This window comes from Cypionkella psychrotolerans (assembly GCF_001294535.1).
In the GTDB taxonomy this organism is placed as follows: Bacteria; Pseudomonadota; Alphaproteobacteria; order Rhodobacterales; family Rhodobacteraceae; genus Cypionkella; species Cypionkella psychrotolerans.
This window is the reverse complement of the sequence record NZ_LGIC01000086.1, coordinates 320,621-337,506: the sequence shown is the minus strand read 5'-3', so window position 1 is coordinate 337,506 and position 16,886 is coordinate 320,621. Positions and strand designations below refer to the sequence as shown.

General features: G+C 62.4%; 18 protein-coding genes and 1 pseudogene. 6 read left to right on the top strand and 13 right to left on the bottom strand.

Going from position 1 to position 16,886, the window contains the following annotated elements; genetic code table 11:
• Positions 1 to 18: 18 nt before the first annotated feature.
• Both AKV04_RS21355 and AKV04_RS21350 read right to left on the bottom strand, forming a co-directional pair.
• A complete protein-coding gene (locus AKV04_RS21355; protein ID WP_054008395.1) occupies positions 19 to 774 on the bottom strand; it encodes an isocitrate lyase/PEP mutase family protein in 756 nt (251 codons plus the stop codon).
• A gap of 149 nt (positions 775 to 923) precedes the next feature.
• Positions 924 to 2,129, bottom strand: coding sequence for a winged helix-turn-helix domain-containing protein (locus AKV04_RS21350; RefSeq protein WP_054008394.1), 1,206 nt, complete (start codon positions 2,127 to 2,129; stop codon positions 924 to 926).
• 177 nt (positions 2,130 to 2,306) lie between these two features.
• Here AKV04_RS21350 and AKV04_RS21345 point away from each other — a divergent pair, with 177 nt between their 5' ends.
• Together AKV04_RS21345 and gfa are read left to right on the top strand one after the other, a co-directional pair.
• On the top strand, positions 2,307 to 3,542 hold the full coding sequence (locus AKV04_RS21345) for a cation:proton antiporter domain-containing protein (protein WP_082351792.1): 1,236 nt from the start codon (positions 2,307 to 2,309) through the stop codon (positions 3,540 to 3,542).
• Positions 3,543 to 3,631: 89 nt separating this feature from the next.
• Positions 3,632 to 4,204, top strand: coding sequence for an S-(hydroxymethyl)glutathione synthase (gene gfa, locus AKV04_RS21340; protein WP_054008392.1), 573 nt, complete (start codon positions 3,632 to 3,634; stop codon positions 4,202 to 4,204).
• Between the two features lie 185 nt (positions 4,205 to 4,389).
• Here the strand turns inward: gfa and AKV04_RS21335 are convergent, their stop codons facing one another.
• The 8 genes and pseudogenes from AKV04_RS21335 to AKV04_RS26340 all read right to left on the bottom strand — a co-directional run bounded on the left by AKV04_RS21335 (position 4,390) and on the right by AKV04_RS26340 (position 11,554).
• Positions 4,390 to 7,500, bottom strand: coding sequence for an efflux RND transporter permease subunit (locus AKV04_RS21335; protein WP_054008391.1), 3,111 nt, complete (start codon positions 7,498 to 7,500; stop codon positions 4,390 to 4,392).
• Positions 7,501 to 7,503: 3 nt separating this feature from the next.
• Entirely contained in the window at positions 7,504 to 8,739 is a 1,236-nt protein-coding gene (locus AKV04_RS21330; protein ID WP_082351781.1) for an efflux RND transporter periplasmic adaptor subunit, read from the bottom strand.
• A gap of 177 nt (positions 8,740 to 8,916) precedes the next feature.
• The gene (locus AKV04_RS21325; protein ID WP_235815728.1) at positions 8,917 to 9,612 is read right to left on the bottom strand and encodes a sigma factor-like helix-turn-helix DNA-binding protein; all 696 of its coding nucleotides are present in this window, start codon (positions 9,610 to 9,612) and stop codon (positions 8,917 to 8,919) included.
• Between the two features lie 40 nt (positions 9,613 to 9,652).
• Positions 9,653 to 9,730 (bottom strand): annotated as a pseudogene (locus AKV04_RS27315) (hypothetical protein); the annotation flags it as partial.
• 55 nt (positions 9,731 to 9,785) lie between these two features.
• On the bottom strand, positions 9,786 to 10,238 hold the full coding sequence (locus AKV04_RS21320) for a carboxymuconolactone decarboxylase family protein (protein WP_156317722.1): 453 nt from the start codon (positions 10,236 to 10,238) through the stop codon (positions 9,786 to 9,788).
• A 212-nt stretch (positions 10,239 to 10,450) separates the two neighbouring features.
• Positions 10,451 to 10,888: an energy transducer TonB family protein gene (locus tag AKV04_RS21315; protein WP_054008389.1), complete on the bottom strand. Its 438-nt coding sequence runs from the start codon at positions 10,886 to 10,888 to the stop codon at positions 10,451 to 10,453.
• Between the two features lie 263 nt (positions 10,889 to 11,151).
• Complete coding sequence (locus AKV04_RS26345; RefSeq protein WP_156317721.1) at positions 11,152 to 11,295, bottom strand: hypothetical protein; 144 nt, start codon at positions 11,293 to 11,295, stop codon at positions 11,152 to 11,154.
• A 106-nt stretch (positions 11,296 to 11,401) separates the two neighbouring features.
• Positions 11,402 to 11,554 carry an ExbD/TolR family protein gene (locus AKV04_RS26340; protein WP_156317719.1) on the bottom strand — a complete coding sequence of 51 codons (153 nt, stop codon included), beginning with the start codon at positions 11,552 to 11,554 and terminating at the stop codon, positions 11,402 to 11,404.
• Between the two features lie 17 nt (positions 11,555 to 11,571).
• On the opposite strand from AKV04_RS26340, the gene AKV04_RS21310 reads away from it, so the two are divergent.
• Genes AKV04_RS21310 through AKV04_RS27625 form a run of 4 tightly spaced genes read left to right on the top strand, consistent with a single transcriptional unit; the run spans position 11,572 to position 13,113 of the window.
• The gene (locus AKV04_RS21310) at positions 11,572 to 12,129 is read left to right on the top strand and encodes an iron chelate uptake ABC transporter family permease subunit (protein ID WP_268871812.1); all 558 of its coding nucleotides are present in this window, start codon (positions 11,572 to 11,574) and stop codon (positions 12,127 to 12,129) included.
• On the top strand, positions 12,120 to 12,395 hold the full coding sequence (locus AKV04_RS21305; RefSeq protein WP_054008387.1) for a hypothetical protein: 276 nt from the start codon (positions 12,120 to 12,122) through the stop codon (positions 12,393 to 12,395). Before AKV04_RS21310 ends, AKV04_RS21305 begins: the two co-directional genes overlap by 10 nt.
• Positions 12,383 to 12,859 (top strand): iron chelate uptake ABC transporter family permease subunit, encoded by a 477-nt coding sequence (locus AKV04_RS27630; protein ID WP_268871811.1) that lies wholly within the window; start codon positions 12,383 to 12,385, stop codon positions 12,857 to 12,859. The genes AKV04_RS21305 and AKV04_RS27630 overlap by 13 nt, the downstream gene beginning before the upstream one ends.
• Entirely contained in the window at positions 12,817 to 13,113 is a 297-nt protein-coding gene (locus tag AKV04_RS27625) for an iron chelate uptake ABC transporter family permease subunit (protein WP_054008385.1), read from the top strand. Before AKV04_RS27630 ends, AKV04_RS27625 begins: the two co-directional genes overlap by 43 nt.
• 54 nt (positions 13,114 to 13,167) lie before the next feature.
• Here AKV04_RS27625 and cysN read toward each other — a convergent pair whose 3' ends face one another.
• The 3 genes from cysN to AKV04_RS21280 all read right to left on the bottom strand — a co-directional run bounded on the left by cysN (position 13,168) and on the right by AKV04_RS21280 (position 16,863).
• The gene (gene cysN, locus AKV04_RS21290; protein WP_054008384.1) at positions 13,168 to 15,081 is read right to left on the bottom strand and encodes a sulfate adenylyltransferase subunit CysN; all 1,914 of its coding nucleotides are present in this window, start codon (positions 15,079 to 15,081) and stop codon (positions 13,168 to 13,170) included.
• On the bottom strand, positions 15,082 to 16,017 hold the full coding sequence (gene cysD, locus AKV04_RS21285; RefSeq protein WP_054008383.1) for a sulfate adenylyltransferase subunit CysD: 936 nt from the start codon (positions 16,015 to 16,017) through the stop codon (positions 15,082 to 15,084).
• Between the two features lie 432 nt (positions 16,018 to 16,449).
• Positions 16,450 to 16,863 carry a MarR family winged helix-turn-helix transcriptional regulator gene (locus tag AKV04_RS21280; protein WP_054008382.1) on the bottom strand — a complete coding sequence of 138 codons (414 nt, stop codon included), beginning with the start codon at positions 16,861 to 16,863 and terminating at the stop codon, positions 16,450 to 16,452.
• Between the last annotated feature and the right edge of the window lie 23 nt (positions 16,864 to 16,886).

Here is a 16,886-nt window from a genome sequence, read left to right as displayed (position 1 = left end):
GCGGTGGTCCACGGGCGGCTAGAACAGCTTTGCGGCCCGCGCCTTCAGGTCTTCTTGCGCCACACGGTAGGGGCCGGGGCCGAAGCTGGCGCGGGCGGCCCCTGCGCGGGCGGCGGTGGACAGCGAGGTCAAGCTGCCGAGCATCATTACGTTGACCGGCAGGCTGGAGGCTTGGCAGATTTCGGCGATCAGCGCCTCATCGCCAAGGCCGGGGATGAAGAAACCGTCGGCTCCGGCCTCGGCATAGGCGGTTTGGCGGGCGAGGGCCTCGGCCACAAGGGCGGCTTGGTTGGTTTGGGTTTTCAGGAACAGATCGGTGCGGGCGTTTATGAACAGCGGCACACCTGCGGCATCGGCGGCTTGGCGGATGGCTTTGAGGCGCTGCACTTGGTCGGTGATCGGGTGCAGGCCTGTGCCGCCGACGATCTGATCTTCAAAATTGATTCCAATGGCCCCTGCGGCGATGACTCGGGTAACGTTGGCGGCAAGTTCGGCAGGATCGGTGGCATAGCCGCCCTCGAAATCGACGCTGACGGGCAGCTCGGTGCTTTGGGTGATGCGGGCGATGATTTGCAGCGCGAAATCAAGCGGGATGGCTTGGCCGTCGCCGTAGCCTTGCGCGGCTGCAACCGACCAGCTTCCGGTGGCGAGGGCTGCAGCACCTGCGCTGGCGACGGTCTTGGCGCTGCCTGCGTCCCAGATATTATACAGCACCACAGGGTTGCCGGGGATGTGCAGGGCTTTGAAGCGGCGGGCTTTATCAGCTTGGGACATGGCGGGCTCCGGCTGGGTGGGGAGTCTTGAGGGTGCAGGATAGCGGTTGGGAATGCCAGCAGGCAAGGGGGGCGATGCCCTTGCGTCGTGTGTGTCTGGGGCCGAGGAACGGTGCGTGAATCACGCACCCTACGGGCGTTTCGGTGCGATCAGCGCAACGTTTCGCGCAGCCAGCCGTCTTGGAATTCCACCCGGTCGCAATCGGTGAAGGCGGCCCAGCGGCTGAGTTCGGATTCAAGTTTGGCTGCGCGGCCTGCGCCCAGTTTCACCCCGGCTTCGGGCCAGAAGGCTTTGACGCGCAAGGTGCGTTCATCCCGGAAGGCTTTGCAATCTATCCGGCCAATCAGGCGGCTGCCTTCCAGCACCGGGAAGACGTAATAGCCGTATTGGCGTTTGGGCTCTGGCACGAAGACCTCAATGCGGTAGTAAAAGCCGAACAGGAATTCGGCGCGGTTGCGGTCGCGCAGGGCGGGGTCGAACGGCGAGAGGATGCGCAGGCGGTTGGTGGGTTCGGGGGCATTGGCGGCATGGCTCAGCACATCGGGGCGAGCATAGCTGCGTTGGCGTTGGCCGGTGGCACCTTCGATCTCAATCTCGATGATCTCGCCACGGGCGAGGGCGGTTTTAGTCCACGCCTTCACCTCATCGGGTTTCAGGGCGTGCCAGTAGGCGCGCAGTTCGGTGGCATTGGCGAAGCCGAGATTGTCGAGGGCGGAGGTGCAGGCCCAGTGGGTTGTGGTTTCCAAGTCAGGGGCGCTACGGTGCGGGGCGGGGATGACACGCGCGGTCAGGTCATAGATTTTCTGAAAGCCATTGCGGCCCGCGATAGAAAGTTGCCCGGTGCGCCATAGCCATTCGAGGGCGGTTTTCGACGGGTGCCAATCCCACCAACCGCCTTTGCCGCGCACCTCATCTTGGCCGACATCGGAGGTGGTGACGGGGCCATCGGATTCAATCCGGCGCAGGATGGTGTCGAACTGCGCCTCGTAGCCGTCGCGGAACCACGATTTCCAGTTGCTGTGCAGGCGTTCGGTGTCGCGGGCAAAGCGGTGGTGCCAGTGGCTGTGCAGATGCACCGGCAGGATCGAGGCGTCATGGGTCCAATGTTCAAAGAGGGCGCGGTCGGTTTCCAGCAGGGATTTCAGCGCGGCGGGTTTGTAGGATTGGCGGCGGCTGAACAGGATCATGTGATGCGCGCGCGCCACGGTGTTGATGCTGTCGACCTGCACGAAGCCTATGCGGTGGATGAGGTGAGCGAGGGCTTGGCCAGAGGCTGCACCTGTGGGGGCCTCGGCCAAAGCATGGCGGTGCAGGAACAAGCGGCGGGCGGCGGGGTTTGTCAAAAGCGGCAGCATGTCGCAGGGGTAGCAGGCCAAGCGCAGAGGTCAACAGCGACGTTTTTTGCCACCCCAGCGGCATGTCGTAACATAGTGACATATTGGTGTGAAAATTGTGACTAAAACGCTCGATTTAATAGGTTGATCACGGGGCGGGCAGGCCCCAATTTAAAACATATCCCCAAGGAGTTCTGGATGACGCATGACACGCCGCTGATCGCGATTATTGCCATAGGCCTTTCGATGGCCTTCGTGCTGGGCCTTGTGGCGCATCGGTTTCGATTGCCGTTGATTGCGGGTTATCTGATGGCGGGTGTCATCATCGGGCCGTTCACGCCGGGGTTTGTCGCCAATCAGGATTTGGCCAATGAACTGGCCGAGATCGGGGTGATCTTGCTGATGTTCGGGGTGGGTCTGCATTTTTCGCTGAAGGATTTGCTGGCGGTGAAGGCGGCGGCTATTCCGGGGGCTTTGGGCCAGATCGCGGTGGCGACTTTGGCCGGGATGGGCTTGGCTTGGGGTTTGGGCTGGGGGCTTGGCGCGGGGGTGATCTTTGGGTTGTCGTTGTCGGTGGCCTCGACCGTGGTGCTGCTGCGGGCGCTGCAAAGCCGTGGGATTTTGAAGGACGAGACGGGCAAGCTGGCGGTGGGCTGGCTGATCGTCGAAGATCTGGTGATGGTGGTGGTGCTGGTACTGATCCCGCCTTTGGCCGGACTGATGGGCGGGGTGGAGGTTCCGGTTGAGGGTGAGGCGGCGGCGGTGGCCAGTTGGGGCTTTGGCCCGTTGGGGGCCACGCTTTTGCTGACCGGGGTGAAGGTTGCGGGCTTTATCGGGCTGATGCTGATTGTGGGCGCGCGGGTGATCCCGATGGTGCTGCATTACTCGATGCACACCGGGCAGCGCGAGTTGTTCCGGCTGGCCGTGCTGGCGATTGCCTTGGGCGTGGCTTACGGATCAGCGGTGTTCTTTGGCGTCAGTTTCGCGCTGGGGGCGTTCTTTGCGGGTATGGTGATGGCGTCGTCCACGCTGTCCAATCAGGCGATGAAGGACACGCTGCCGTTGCGCGATGCGTTTGCGGTGCTGTTCTTCGTGTCGGTGGGGATGTTGTTCAACCCGTCGGTGATCTGGACGCAACCTTTGGCGCTGGCGGGCACGCTGGTGATTGTGTTGGGGATCAAATCGGTGGCGGCCTATGGGCTGATGCGCCGGTTTGGCTATGATCGCAGTGCGGGTCTGGTGCTGGCGGCGAGTTTGGCGCAGGTGGGCGAGTTTTCATTTATTCTGATCGGTATGGGCGTCAAGCTGGAGATCGTGCCAGTGGGCGCGCGCGATCTGGTGGTGGCGGTGGCGCTGGGCTCTATTCTGCTGAACCCGCTGCTGTTCCATTTGGCGGATCGCTATGACGGGAAAGCGACACCTGAGACGGTCTGAGCGTCGGGAACGCCGCTTGTCCGACTCTGCCACTGAGTCTAGGCTTTGCCCTGAGGCCCGGGAGGAGGGTCGATTCAGGGAGAAATTTCATGGCATCTGTTTCCATTCATCCATCGGTTGATGGTGGGGTGAAGCCCGGTAAGCCTGGGTTTGCTGGTGGCACTTTGACCTGCCATTGCAAGAGCGATCCGGTGGTGGTCGAGATCGGCTCGGATTGTCTGCACAACCATGTCTGCGGCTGCACCAAATGCTGGAAACCTGCGGGGGCGACGTTCTCGATGGTGTCGGTGGTGACGTCTGACAACGTCAAGGTCACCAAGAACGCCGATAAGCTGGCGGTGGTGGATGGCAACGCGCTGATCCAGCGCCATGCCTGCAAGGGCTGCGGTGTGCATATGCATGGGCCTGTGACGCGGCCGAACCATCCGTTCACCGGGCTGTCGTTCATCCATACCGAGTTGTCGGGGACCGAGGGCTTTGCCGCCCCAACCTTCGCGGCGTTTGTGTCTTCGGTGATCGAGGGCGGCACTGATCCGTCGAAGATGGACGCTATCCGGGCGCGGCTGAACGAGTTGGGCCTGCCGCCCTATGATGCGCTGTCGCCGGGGCTGATGGACTATATTGCCACGTTTACCGCCAAGGCGAATGGCGTGTTGAAGTAAGCGCAACGGTTGTGCTTGCCAGATTTGGCCGCAGACAAATCTGGCCGCGCCTGCCTTTCCCTGGCAGGCGCGGCCAGATTGCTAAGCGAGGGCTTGCTGTACCACACCCCTTGCTCGACGGCGTGCCGCCTTACGAGCAACGAACCGGAAAACGCTCCACTGGAGCGTTTTCTTTCGGTTCACAGTCAAACAGACTTTGCCTTCCGCATCGTCAGCTTGCGCACCACGACATAGAACGACGGCACCATGAAGATGCCCAGCACAGTGGCGGAAAGCATCCCGCCCAGCACACCGATGCCGATGGCGTTCTGCGCGCCGGCACCCGCCCCGGTGGCGATGGCGAGGGGCAGCACACCAAGGATAAACGCCAGCGAGGTCATCAGGATCGGCCTCAGCCTTGTGCGCGCGGCCTCAAGCGCGGCTTGCACCGGGGTGCGGCCATGGGTCTCCAATTCTCGGGCGAATTCGATAATTAGAATGGCGTTTTTCGCAGCCAGACCGATTGTCGTCAGCAAACCCACTTTGAAATACACATCGTTCGACTGGCCAAACAGCCACGCCGCTAGCAATGCGCCCAAGATGCCCACCGGAACCGCCAGCATCACCGAGAACGGGATTGCCCAGCTTTCATAAAGCGCTGCCAGACACAGGAACACCACCAGCGCTGACAAGGCGTAAAGGTAGGGCGCTTGGTTGCCGGATTGGCGTTCTTGATAGGACAGATCCGTCCACGCCACGCCATAGCCGCCCGGCATCGCGGAAACCAGTTCCTCCATCGTGTCCATCGCCTCACCCGACGAGGTGCCGTCGGCTTGCGAGCCGTTGATCTGCACCGCAGGCAGCGCGTCAATCCGGGCAAGGCTGGGCGCGACAGGCGCCCATTCGGTTTTCGAGAACGCCGAGAACGGCACCATCTCGCCTGCATTGTTGCGCGCGAACCATGCCAGCACATCCTCGGGCTGCATCCGCGAGGCGGCGGCACCTTGCACGATCACCGGGCGCAAAGCGGTGCCGAGTTGGAAGTCGTTGACCTCATCGCCCGCGAACACGATGGACAGCATCGCGTTCACTTCGGTCAAAGACACGCCCAAAGCGGCGGCTTTTTCCTGGTCAATCACCAGTTTCAGCGCCGCTTCATCCTCGGAGGCCCCACTGCGCAGGTTGGTGACACGGCCGCTGGCTTGGGCTTGTTTGATCAGATCGGCGGCGGCGACGAACAGGGCATCATTGCCCGCACCCGATTGATCGACCAGATACATCGAGAAACCTGCCGAGTTGCCAAGGCCCTGAATGGCAGGCGGTTGGTTGAACTGCACGGTGCCTGCGCGCAGGGATTTAAACTTGGCATTGGCACGGGCGGCAACCGCCGAGGCCGATAGATCGGCGCTGCCGCGTTCGTCAAAGCTGCGCAGTTTCACAAACACCATGGCCTGATTTTGCCCGGTGCCGCTAAAGCCAAAGCCCATGGCGACGAAGGTTGATTCCACCGCCGCTTTCTCATCCGTGTTCAGATAGTCTTCGACCTGACGCACCACATCCAGCGTGGCGGCGGTGGTAGAGCCTTGCGACAGCGAAATCCGCGTCATCAGCACGCCCTGATCTTCCGATGGCAGGAAGGATCCGTTGATCTGGCTGTAGATCACACCAACGCCACCGCTGACGAGGGCCAGCACGATCAGCATGGCGAACGGCCATTTCAGGATACGGCCCAGCAGATTGGCATAGCCACGCGTGGCCGCGCCAAAACCGGTGTTGAACCAGCGGGCGGGGGTGCTGAACCAGCCCGCCTCATTCGGTTTGTGCGGCTTAAGCATGGTGGCGCACATCGCGGGGGTCAGGATCAAAGCGACGGCGGCGGAGAGCAGCATCGCCGAGATGATGGTGACCGAGAATTGTCGGTAGATCACCCCGGTGGAGCCCGACGAGAACGCCATCGGCAGGAACACCGCCGACAGCACCAGCGCAATGCCGATCAAGGCCCCGGTGATCTGGGTCATGCTTTTCTCGGTGGCTTCAACCGGGGGCAGGCCTTCTTCGGCGATCACCCTCTCGACATTTTCGACGACGACGATGGCGTCATCGACCAGAAGGCCGATGGCGAGCACCATGGCGAACATGGTCAGGGTGTTGATCGAATAGCCCAAGACCCCGAGGATGGCGAAGGTGCCCAGCAGCACGATCGGCACCGCGATGATCGGGATCAGCGTGGCGCGCCAGTTTTGCAGGAATACGAGGATGACGAGGAACACCAGGCCGATGGCTTCCAGCAGGGTGTGTTCGACCTTTTCAATCGACAGCTCAACGAAGGGCGAGGTGTCATAGGCATAAGCGATTTCAACACCTTCGGGCAGCGCGGCTTGCAGCCCGCTGAGGGTGGCGCGTACGGCGGCGGCGGTATCGACCGCATTGGCCCCGCTGGCGAGGTTCACCCCAAAGCCCGAGGCATTGGCACCGTTAAACCGCGAATCGCCGCCGTAGGTTGCTTTGCCGATCTCCACCGTGGCCACATCGCCCAAGCGCACGGTGTTGCCTGCGGCGGTGGTGGTCAGGCGGATTTGCTCAAACTGTTCCACGGTGGACAACTGGCTTTGCGCGGTGATGGTGGCGGTGAATTGCTGGCCGGGGGTGACGGGTTGCGCGCCGAGCGAGCCGATGGACACCGTGGTGTTCTGCGCCTGCACGGCGTTCACCACATCGGCGGGGGTCATGGCAAACTCGGCCAGTTTCATCGGGTCCAGCCAGATCCGCATCGCATAGCCCGAGCCGAACGAGTTGATCGAGCCCACACCATCGGTGCGCAGAACCGCACCTTCGACGGTCGAGGACATGATGTCGCCCAGTTGCACCGTGCTGTAGCGGCCATCCTTTGAGACCAGCGAGCCCACCAGCAGGATTGACGACGACGAGCGGCTGACGTTGACGCCAGAATTCTGCACCGCGTCGGGCAGACGCCGGGTGATTTGATCGACCTTGGCCTGCACATTGGTTTGCGCATCATCGGGATTGACGCTGTCATCAAAGGTCAGCGTCAGGGTGGCGCGGCCGGTCGAGGACGATCCGACGGTATACAGCAGCCCTTCCAGCCCGGTCAGGCCGTCTTCGATGGTTTCGGTGACTGAGGTTTGCACCGCCTCTGCCGTGGCCCCAGCATAGCTGGCGGACACCCGGATCGTGGTGGGGGCGATGTCGGGGTATTGCGAGACCGGCAGTTGCAGCAGCGAATAGGCCCCGGCCAGCATCACAACAATTGCCAGAACCCAGGCGAACACCGGGCGGTGGATGAAAAAACGCGCCATGTCTTAGTTATTCCCGGTGGTGGGGGCAGGTTTGCTGGCGTCGGCAGCGGTTTCCGGGGCGGCATCATGCACCACGCCATCGGCATCAATGGTGACGGGCACGGGTTTGATCGCGGCGCCGTCACGCAGGTTGGTCAGGCCATCGACGATCACCAGATCGCCGTCCTCAATGCCGCCAGTGATGATCCACGCATTGTCTTGGCTGCCGGAACTGGTCAGCGCCACCTTTTTCGCCACACCATCCTTGGCGACAAACACCGTCAAAGTGCCATCCGAGGTGCGGCCCGTCGCGCGTTGCGGCACCAGTTTGGCGCTGGTGGTGCCAAGCGTCAGCTTCACCCGCAGGAATTGGCCGGGCAAGATCAGCCGTTTGGGATTGTCGAACTGCACCCGCAGATCAAACGTGCCAGTGGTGGCGGAGACCACATTGCCCAGCACGACCACGGTGCCTTCGCCGTCATAGGTGGTGCCATCTTCCAGCACCAGCGCGACGCCGACCTTGGTGCCCAGCTTCAGGCTGCCATCGTCGATCTGCGCCCGGATGCGCAACATTCCGGCACTGGAATCGCTGACATCAATGTAGATCGGGTCCAGCCTTGTGACGGTGGCCAAAGCATCGGCTTGGTTTGCGGTGACCAATGCGCCGATAGAGACGTTGGAGATGCCCGCGATGCCTGCAATCGGGCTGCGCACGGTGGTGCGATCCAGATCAAGCTGCGCCACATCGACGGCGGCTTGCGCTGCGGCGTAGCTTGCGACAGCGGCGGCGGCACTGGCTTGGGCGGTTTGCAGATCGGCCTTGCTGACCGCACTGCCTTGCAGCGTCATGTAGCGATCCACCGTGGCTTGGGCTGTGTCGCGTTGCACCATCGCACCCGCCAAGGCGGCTTTGGCCGAAGCGAAGGCCGCAACATAGGTGGTATCCTCGATCTTGAACATCGGGTCGCCGGGGTTCAGCTTGTCGCCTGCGGCGTAGAGGATTTCTTCGACAACGCCACTGACACGGGCCCTGATCTCGCCGGTTTCGAAGGCAACGGCGCGGCCCGGCAGGGTGCGGATATAGGGCACGTCTACGGTTTGCACGGTGACGGTGCCCACACTGGTCGGTCCCTGTGGCGCACCGCCCGGTGGGGTTTGCGCGGTGGCCTGCGTTGTCAGCAAAAGCAGAGCGATCAAAGAGATGAGACTAAACTGCCGAAAAGCGATGCGCGGGCTTTGGGCGGGCGAGGGATGCGGCATAGGGGGTCCGTTTTTTGATTATTCTGGAAGCAATACTGGGTGAAACTGATTGGGTGCGGGACTGATGGGGGCCGCAAGCAGACGCAGAGTTGCGCCGAAGATAAACCTTTTACGCGGCGCGGAAAGGTTTCCGTCGCGATTGCTTCAAAATGAATCGGGCTTTGCGCAAAGCTGCCCTTATTGCAGACGTGTCGTATCCGCGCTGGACCAGTCCGACAGCGGCAGGCGCGCCAGTTTGTCGGGGTTGCGGATGCGGTAAATCGCGGTGATCTGGCCGTTGTCGATCTCAAACGTGGTGGTTTGCAGCACACCGTTGTAAACGCTGACATAGCCGGGCAAGCCGTCGTTCCACATCAGGCGGATCATCTGCTCGTTTGGGCCATACTTGCGGGTCAGGCTGGCAAACAGCCGGAGCAGCTTGGCCAGCCCGATGATGACTTTCGGGAACGTCGAGACTTTGCCGCCGCCATCCGGGTGCACTGTCACGCCTTGCGCTAAAAGGGTTTGTAGCGCGGCGATATCTCCGTTGCGGGTGGCTTGGAAGAAAGCATGGGTGATGTTTTCGCCTTCTTCACGGTCAACGCGGTAACGCGGGTGCTCGGTTTGCACATGGCGGCGGGCGCGCGAGGCGAGTTGCCGCACCGCCTCGGGGTCGCGGTTGAGGGTGTGGGCGATCTCGGCGATGGGAGTTTCAAACACATCGCACAAGAGGAAAGCGGCGCGCTCCAACGGAGACAGCCGTTCCAATGCCAGCATCGGGGTCAGCGTCAGATTGTCGGCGCGCAGAGCATCGTCTTCGGGTTCGGTCAGCGGCTCTGGCAAACCAACTGCCGACACAAGCCTCGCGGCGGTGGCAGGCGGATTTGATCGCATCAAGGCACAACCGGGTGAGGTAAGCAGCGGGGCTGTCGATCTGGGACGGGTCGAGTTTGTGCCAGCGCAGATAGGCGTTTTGCACGATGTCTTCCGCCTCGGTGCGCGATCCCAGCATCCGGTAAGCGAGACGCAGCAGCTGGGGCCGCTGCGTCTCAAAGAGGCTGGTTGCCTCAGGCTGTATCGGGGTGCGCGCCAAGCGCGGGGCTGGCGCGAAAGCCGCCTTGAATACGGTTCCACACATTGATCGCGCCGATAGCGAGGGTCAGGTTCAACCGTTCGACCTCGTCAAAATTGGCTTCAATCAGAGCGTAGCCCTCATCCGGCGCCCCGGTTTGGGCAAGGTAGGTCAGCGCCTCGGTCCAAGCCAAAGCGGCACGTTCGCGGGCGGAATAGAGCGGAGCCTCGCGCCAAGCGAGCAGCAGATGCAGGCGCATCGGGTCTTGGCCATCCTTTAATGCCTCGGTCGCATGCAGGTGCAGGCAGAAGGCGCAGTGGTTGATCTGCGAGGCACGCATTTTCATCAGATGCAGCAGCTTGGCCTCCAAACCGCTGGCTTTGATCGCAGCTTCCAGCGCGAACATCGCTTTGACGCCGGGGTGGGCGGGTTTGAAATAGTCGGTCATGCGGGGGGCAATTCAGGTTCGATACATAGATTATATCAGGTTTTTGAATGCAGCGCGCGCGGTGAGTGTCAAAGGTGGTCGGGGCGATGTGGGCCGGTGATCGCTGATGTGTCAACCAACATGCCGCCGAAATCGGGCGCGCGGGCGCAGCGCTTTGAGGCCTATTGCGGTGTTTAAGCCGATCAGCCCGGTGCCGCCAAGAACCACGATTGTCATGATCTTTCCTTTGTTTTGATCTTACCAGGATGTGACGCGGTACGCCGCCCGGTTGTGACATTGGCACCAGATTTATTTGAAAATCTGAGAAAGCCGCGGCGGGGCGAGTTCTTGAAACTGACGGCCAGCGTGAAGGAATATTGCGCGTCGGTCAGCCCTTTCGGGACGGGCGGGAAGCTGCCCGCGCGGCTGACCGCTTGCACCGCTGCGGCGTCTAACGTGGCATTGCCGGAGGACCGGGCCACCGACACACCCGCAAGCGCGCCGCCGTGTGTAACGGTCAGGCGCAGGCCGACGCTGCCCTCCGCCCCGGCGGCCGCGCGGGGATCGATCTTGCGGCGTTCAACCCGTTTGCGAATTTGCCCGCCCCATTGCGATGTCAGGGATTTGACTTGGCCTTTTGAGCTGGCCGTGGCGGCCTTCCGCTCGGCCATGGGTTGCTGCGGGGCTTTGGCGGTGGGTTTTTCGACTTTGGGTTTCTGGCGGGCGAGCTCTTTTCCGGCACAGGTTGGGACTTCAGCTGTTCCGGCGGGGTTTCGGCATCGGGGGGCAGGTCGGCGCGCTGCGGCTCGGCGGTAGTCACGGCATCGGGAAGATCAGGCAGCGGTTCATCCTGCGCCACGGGGTGCAGCGTGTCGGGCAGCGCGGACATCGGCACTTTCGGCGCGGGTTCCAGCGTGGCGATGGCCGGGGGGGCTTAGGGCAGCGGGTCCATGTCGATCAGCACGGCATTGTCGCGGGGGTTTGCGCTGCCAAGGCCTCGGTCAAGCCACAGCACCAGCGCCGCCACTGTGCCTGCTACGGAAGTCGCCGCCGCCGCCCATTTCGCGGCATAAGCCACAGGGTGAGGCCCGCCGCGCGCAATAGGTTCGTCACCGCCATCAGCTTGCCATAGGGCACGGCCTCATCCGCGCCCAGGTAAATTCGCTGTTTGCGGTCGGCTTGAGTCAGGCTGTCCAGCTTGCGCCAAGGCTGTCGCGGTCGATGGGTTCGAAGGCCAGCGACAGGCTCAGGTCTTTTTGCACGGTGATATAGATCGGCTCGGGCTGACGGTCTGCCGGGGCGGCGTTTGAGCCGGGCAGATCGACCGGGACATCCACAGTAGATAGCGGCGCGGTTGCCGAGGCTGTGCGCGCGCTGGTGGGGATGCAAGCGCCGTTGGCGGGGATGGCGGAACCTGCTGTTTGGCTCGATGGCAGCCACCGGGAAGCTGCTGGCGAACCCCTATACCGAGCATCTGTTCCTCTGGGGCGCGGGCGATCTGACGCAGACCAGTTGGGGTCCTGCGCTGTGGCTATTGCCGCGTTTGGTGCCCGGCGCGGTGATTGCGGTGTTGCTGGTGCGGCCCTTGAGCCTGCTGCGTTTGGGCGCGCAGGCGGCAGGCGGGCGCGGCCTGGTACTGTGGCCGGTGGCCTTGGTGGCTGCCCTTGCGGCGCTGCATCTGGCGGCGGTTTCGGTGACAGCGGTGGGGATGACCGGCTTCATTGGGCTGGTCGCCCCGAACATGGCGCGTCTGCTGGGCGCGCGGCGGGCGGGGGCCGAGTTGTGGGTCTCGGCGAGTTTGGGGGCGGTCTGCCTGATTGCGGCGGATGTGTTGGCTTTGGCGTTGCAGGGCTTGGTGCCAAACATCGTGCCGACGGGGCGACGGCGGCTTTCACCGGGGCGGTGGCGCTGATCTGGCTGCTGCGGCGCAAGCTGGGGGCGGAAGATCACGCGGTGCATGCTTTGCCAGCGGGGGCTGCGCGGGTGAGTGGGGCACGGGCGGTTTTGCTGGGGCTGAGGTTTGCCGCGCTGATGGTTGCCGCGTTGTGCGTCGGGCGGATGCAAAGCGGCTGGGCTTTGTCGATTGATCCGCTGATCCTGTCGCTGCGCTGCGGGTCTCGGCTTCGGCGAGTGCCGGGGCGAGCATGGCTTTGGCGGGGTGTATTTTGCAGCGTCTGATCCGTAACCCGCTGGCCAGAGCGGATTTCTTGGGCATGTCGGCGGGGGCGGTGGCGGCCTTAGTGGGCGTGGCGTTGCTGACGGGTGGTTCGATCCCTGCAGCACGGCTGCCTGTAGCACTGGCAGGCTGTGGGGCGGCGCGGCCGCTTTTGTTGTGGTTCGGGCGCAGACATTCTCATGCCCCGACAGCGCTGGCACTGATCGGCATTGCGCTGGGCGCGAGCCTCGATGCGCTGGTGCCGCTGTCGATGACGGGCGGCACCGCCGAGACCTTTGCGATCATGGGCTGGATGAGTGGATCGACCTATCGGATTGATGCAGAGGCTGCGTTGGGGCTGGCGGGCTGCGCGGTGGTGGGGCTGATCTTTGCCGCGCTGGCCCTGCGCCCGTTGACCCGCTCGGCGCGGGCAACGGCATTGCGATGGGGCGCGGGCTGGCTTTGGCCCCGGCACGGCGGGGGTTGATGGTTCTGGCGGCGGGGCTGACGGCGGCGGTGACGGCCTTCATGGGGCCGGTCAGCTTTATCGGCCTCATCGGCCCGCATCTGGCGGTGCTGCTGGGGGCGCGGCGGATGCAGGATCAACTGATCGTGGCCCTATTAGTCGGGGCGGCGCTGATGGTGCTGTATCCGACGCAACTGCCTGCCGGATCGGTGGCAGCGATCTTGGGCGGCAGTTATTTCCTGCTGCTGCTCGCACGCAGACGGGTGCTGGCCTGAGGGCAAAGCAAAAGGCCGGGAGTGACCCCGGCCTCTGCAATTTGTTTTCAGAGATCAGCGCGCGAGGATCGCATCCACGATGCGGCTGGCGGCTTCTTCTGCGGTCAGATCAGTCGTGTTGACCACGATTTCGGCAGCTTCCGGGGCCTCATAAGGGCTGTCGATGCCAGTGAAGTTCTTCAACTGACCGGAGCGGGCTTTCTTATACAGCCCCTTCACATCGCGGCTTTCGGCCACGGCCAAGGGGGTATCGACATAGACCTCGATGAACTCGCCGCCCGCCATCAGATCGCGCACCATGCGACGTTCGGACCGGAACGGCGAGATGAAGGCGGTCAGCACGATCAGGCCGGCATCTGTCATCAGCTTGGCCACTTCGCCGACCCGGCGGATATTCTCCACCCGGTCGGCATCGGTGAAGCCCAGATCGCGGTTCAGCCCGTGGCGGACGTTGTCGCCATCCAGCAGGAAGGTGTGCTTGCCCATGGCGTGCAGCTTTTTCTCGACCAGATTGGCGATGGTCGATTTGCCAGACCCCGAAAGCCCGGTGAACCAGACCACAGCGGGCTTTTGATTCTTCAGTGCGGCATGGGCGTCACGATCCACATCCACGGCTTGCCAATGGATGTTCTGGCTGCGGCGCAAAGCGAAATGGATCATCCCGGCGGCGACGGTGGCATTGGTCATCCGGTCGATCAGGATGAAACCGCCCAAGTCGGGGTTGGTCGCATAAGCCTCAAACGGGATGGCGCGGTCAATCGACAGGTTGCAGACACCAATCGCATTCAGTCCCAAGGTGCGGGATGCCAAATGCTCCAACGTATTGATATTGACCTCATATTTCGGCTCTGTCACCGTGGCGGTCACGGTTTGGGTGCCGATCTTCAGCAGATACGGCCGCCCCGGCAGCATTTCGTGTTCGTCCATCCAGACGAGTGTGGCCTCAAACTGATCCGCCACTTCACACGGCTCATCCGCCTTGACGATCACATCACCGCGCGAGCAGTCGACCTCATCGTTGAAGGTGATCGTCACCGACTGGCCTGCAATCGCCTGACCCAATTCGCCATCATAGGTGACGATGGATTTGACCGTGGTGGTCTTACCCGAAGGCAGCACCCGGATCGCATCGCCGGGCTTGACCACGCCCGCGCCGATTTGGCCCGCGAAGCCGCGGAAATCGAGGTTGGGGCGGTTGACCCATTGCACCGGCATACGGAACGGCACGTCCAGCATCCGCGCGTCATTGACGGGGGCAGTTTCCAGATGCTCCATCAGCGTTTGGCCGGTGTACCACGGCATCTGGGTCGACCGGGTGATCATGTTCTCACCCTTCAGTCCGGAAATCGGGATCGGCAAGAAAGCCTCCATCCCGATCTGCTTCGCGAAGTGGCTGTAATCCTTGACGATTTCGTAGAGCCGTTCCTGGCTATAGCCGACCAGATCCATCTTGTTGACGGCCAGCACCACGTTCTTGATGCCCAGCAGTTTCACCAGATAGCTGTGGCGCCGCGTCTGGGTCAGCACGCCTTGCCGCGCGTCAATCAGGATCACCGCAAGGTCGGCGGTCGAGGCCCCCGTCACCATGTTGCGGGTGTATTGCTCGTGGCCGGGGGTGTCGGCGACGATGAACTTGCGCTTGTCGGTGGCGAAGAAACGGTAGGCCACGTCGATGGTGATGCCCTGCTCGCGCTCGGCGGCCAAGCCATCCACCAGCAAAGCAAAGTCAATCTCTTGGCCTTGAGTGCCAGAGGCTTTGCTGTCGCGCTCCAGCGTCGCAAGCTGGTCTTCAAAGATCATTTTGCTGTCGTACAGCAGCCGCCCGATCAGCGTCGATTTGCCATCATCGACCGAACCGCAGGTGATAAACCGCAGCATGGTTTTGTGCTGATGCTTCAACAGGTAAGCGTCGATGTCCTCGGCGATCAGCGTGTCGGTGACGTAGATGGGGTCAATAGCAGCGGTCATTTAGAAATACCCCTCTTGTTTTTTCTTCTCCATCGAGGCGGATTGATCATGGTCAATCGCACGGCCCTGACGTTCGGATGTGGTGGTCAGCAGCATTTCTTGGATGACTTCCGGCAAGGTTTTCGCCTCAGACTCCACCGCACCCGTCAACGGATAGCAGCCGAGCGTGCGGAAGCGCACCGATTTCAGTTCCGGCACTTCGCCGGGGGCAAGCGGCATCCGCTCATCATCGACCATGATCAGCAGGCCGTTACGCTCCACCACCGGGCGCTTTTCGCTGAAATACAGCGGCACGATCTCGATGCCTTCGAGATGGATGTATTGCCAGATATCCAGCTCGGTCCAGTTCGAAATCGGGAAAGCTCGGATGCTTTCGCCCTTGGATTTGCGGGTGTTATAGAGCTTCCACAATTCGGGCCGCTGGTTCTTCGGGTCCCAGCGATGGTTGGCCGAGCGGAACGAGAACACGCGCTCTTTCGCCCGCGACTTTTCCTCATCCCGGCGCGCGCCCCCGAAGGCGACGTCGAAGTTATATTTGGTCAGTGCCTGTTTCAGGCCTTCGGTCTTCCACATATCGGTGTGCAAGGAACCATGATCGAACGGGTTGATGCCTTTTTCCACCGCTTCCGGGTTGTGATAAACGATCAGGTCCATCCCGGCATCTTTGGCGGCTTTCTCGCGCAGATCATACATGGCGCGGAATTTCCACGTGGTGTCGACATGCAGCAGCGGGAACGGCGGCGGGGCAGGGTAGAACGCCTTCTTCGCCAGATGCAGCATGGTGGCCGAGTCTTTGCCCACCGAATACAGCATCACCGGGTTTTCGGCATTGGCCACCACTTCGCGCATGATGTGGATGCTTTCGGCCTCAAGCCGCTGCAAATGCGTCAGCGTGCTGGCGCTCAGGCCCTTTGCGGCGGGGGTGCTGGTGGTCATTGTCGGCTTCCTTCAAGATGGGCTGGTGCTATGTGGCAATTTTCGCCCGCGCGTACCAGCGGGGGCAGTGCCAAACGGTCAAAATATCCAAGAATGTTGGCCCAGATTGCGCTAGGGCGGGCGCGTAGGGGTGCAACGCGCTGGCGAACGGCTTGATTTGGTTCCAGCAATGCGGCGAAAGCTGGAATTCCCTTCTTTTCTGCAATGGGCCGCGCAGAAAGGCCCGCAAACTTGTGCGGGGGACACGCAGGCCTACTCATCTGCCGTCACCAAAACTCATCGTCCTCGCCGGGCTGGTCGGAAATGCGCAAAAAACCCTACCCCAAGGGCCAAGCTTCGTCGCCGTGGTATCTATCGGCCCTGCGCGGGGCGTCAAGATATCTTTGACCCTGCAAGGAAACTTGAGGTTTCGCTGTGGCACAGCGCCGCCGATTACAGCCCTGCCAGCACCTCCAGCAGCGCCTCGGCCCCGCCCGCGCCCAGCTTTGCGGCAATCGCGTCTTGCGTGGCGGCCCAGTCTGCATAAGCCCGCAGCAGCAGCTCCGCGCCGTTTTCGGTCAAGGCAATCGCCGCTTCGCGCTGATCAAGGCTGTCGGCAGGCCGCACCCAGCCAGCCTTTTCCACCACCCGCACATTGCGGCCAATGGTGGAGCGGTCGAGTTCCATCACCGCCGCCAACTCGGTCAGCGAAATCGGCCCGCGCCGCCGGATCGTGCGCAGCAGCGAGTATTGCGCCAAGCTGATGCCATGCTTGTCCAGTGCCCTGTCATAGATCGCGGTCACCCGCCGTGTGGCTTTGCGCAGGGCGGCGCAGTAGCAAACCGAAGCGAGCGCGGCGGGGGTCATTGGGGGCTCCAGTCAGATGCAAG

Coding starts and splice junctions, on each gene's coding strand:
- cysD (WP_054008383.1), bottom strand. CDS start 16,017: ATGACCACCAGCACCCCCGCCGCAAAGGGCCTGAGCGCCAGCACGCTG.
- AKV04_RS21350 (WP_054008394.1), bottom strand. CDS start 2,129: ATGCTGCCGCTTTTGACAAACCCCGCCGCCCGCCGCTTGTTCCTGCAC.
- AKV04_RS21355 (WP_054008395.1), bottom strand. CDS start 774: ATGTCCCAAGCTGATAAAGCCCGCCGCTTCAAAGCCCTGCACATCCCC.
- AKV04_RS21345 (WP_082351792.1), top strand. CDS start 2,307: ATGACGCATGACACGCCGCTGATCGCGATTATTGCCATAGGCCTTTCG.
- AKV04_RS27625 (WP_054008385.1), top strand. CDS start 12,817: ATGGGGCGCGGGCTGGCTTTGGCCCCGGCACGGCGGGGGTTGATGGTT.
- AKV04_RS21325 (WP_235815728.1), bottom strand. CDS start 9,612: ATGCGATCAAATCCGCCTGCCACCGCCGCGAGGCTTGTGTCGGCAGTT.
- gfa (WP_054008392.1), top strand. CDS start 3,632: ATGGCATCTGTTTCCATTCATCCATCGGTTGATGGTGGGGTGAAGCCC.
- AKV04_RS21315 (WP_054008389.1), bottom strand. CDS start 10,888: ATGGCCGAGCGGAAGGCCGCCACGGCCAGCTCAAAAGGCCAAGTCAAA.
- AKV04_RS21320 (WP_156317722.1), bottom strand. CDS start 10,238: ATGACCGACTATTTCAAACCCGCCCACCCCGGCGTCAAAGCGATGTTC.
- AKV04_RS21330 (WP_082351781.1), bottom strand. CDS start 8,739: ATGCCGCATCCCTCGCCCGCCCAAAGCCCGCGCATCGCTTTTCGGCAG.
- cysN (WP_054008384.1), bottom strand. CDS start 15,081: ATGACCGCTGCTATTGACCCCATCTACGTCACCGACACGCTGATCGCC.
- AKV04_RS21280 (WP_054008382.1), bottom strand. CDS start 16,863: ATGACCCCCGCCGCGCTCGCTTCGGTTTGCTACTGCGCCGCCCTGCGC.
- AKV04_RS21335 (WP_054008391.1), bottom strand. CDS start 7,500: ATGGCGCGTTTTTTCATCCACCGCCCGGTGTTCGCCTGGGTTCTGGCA.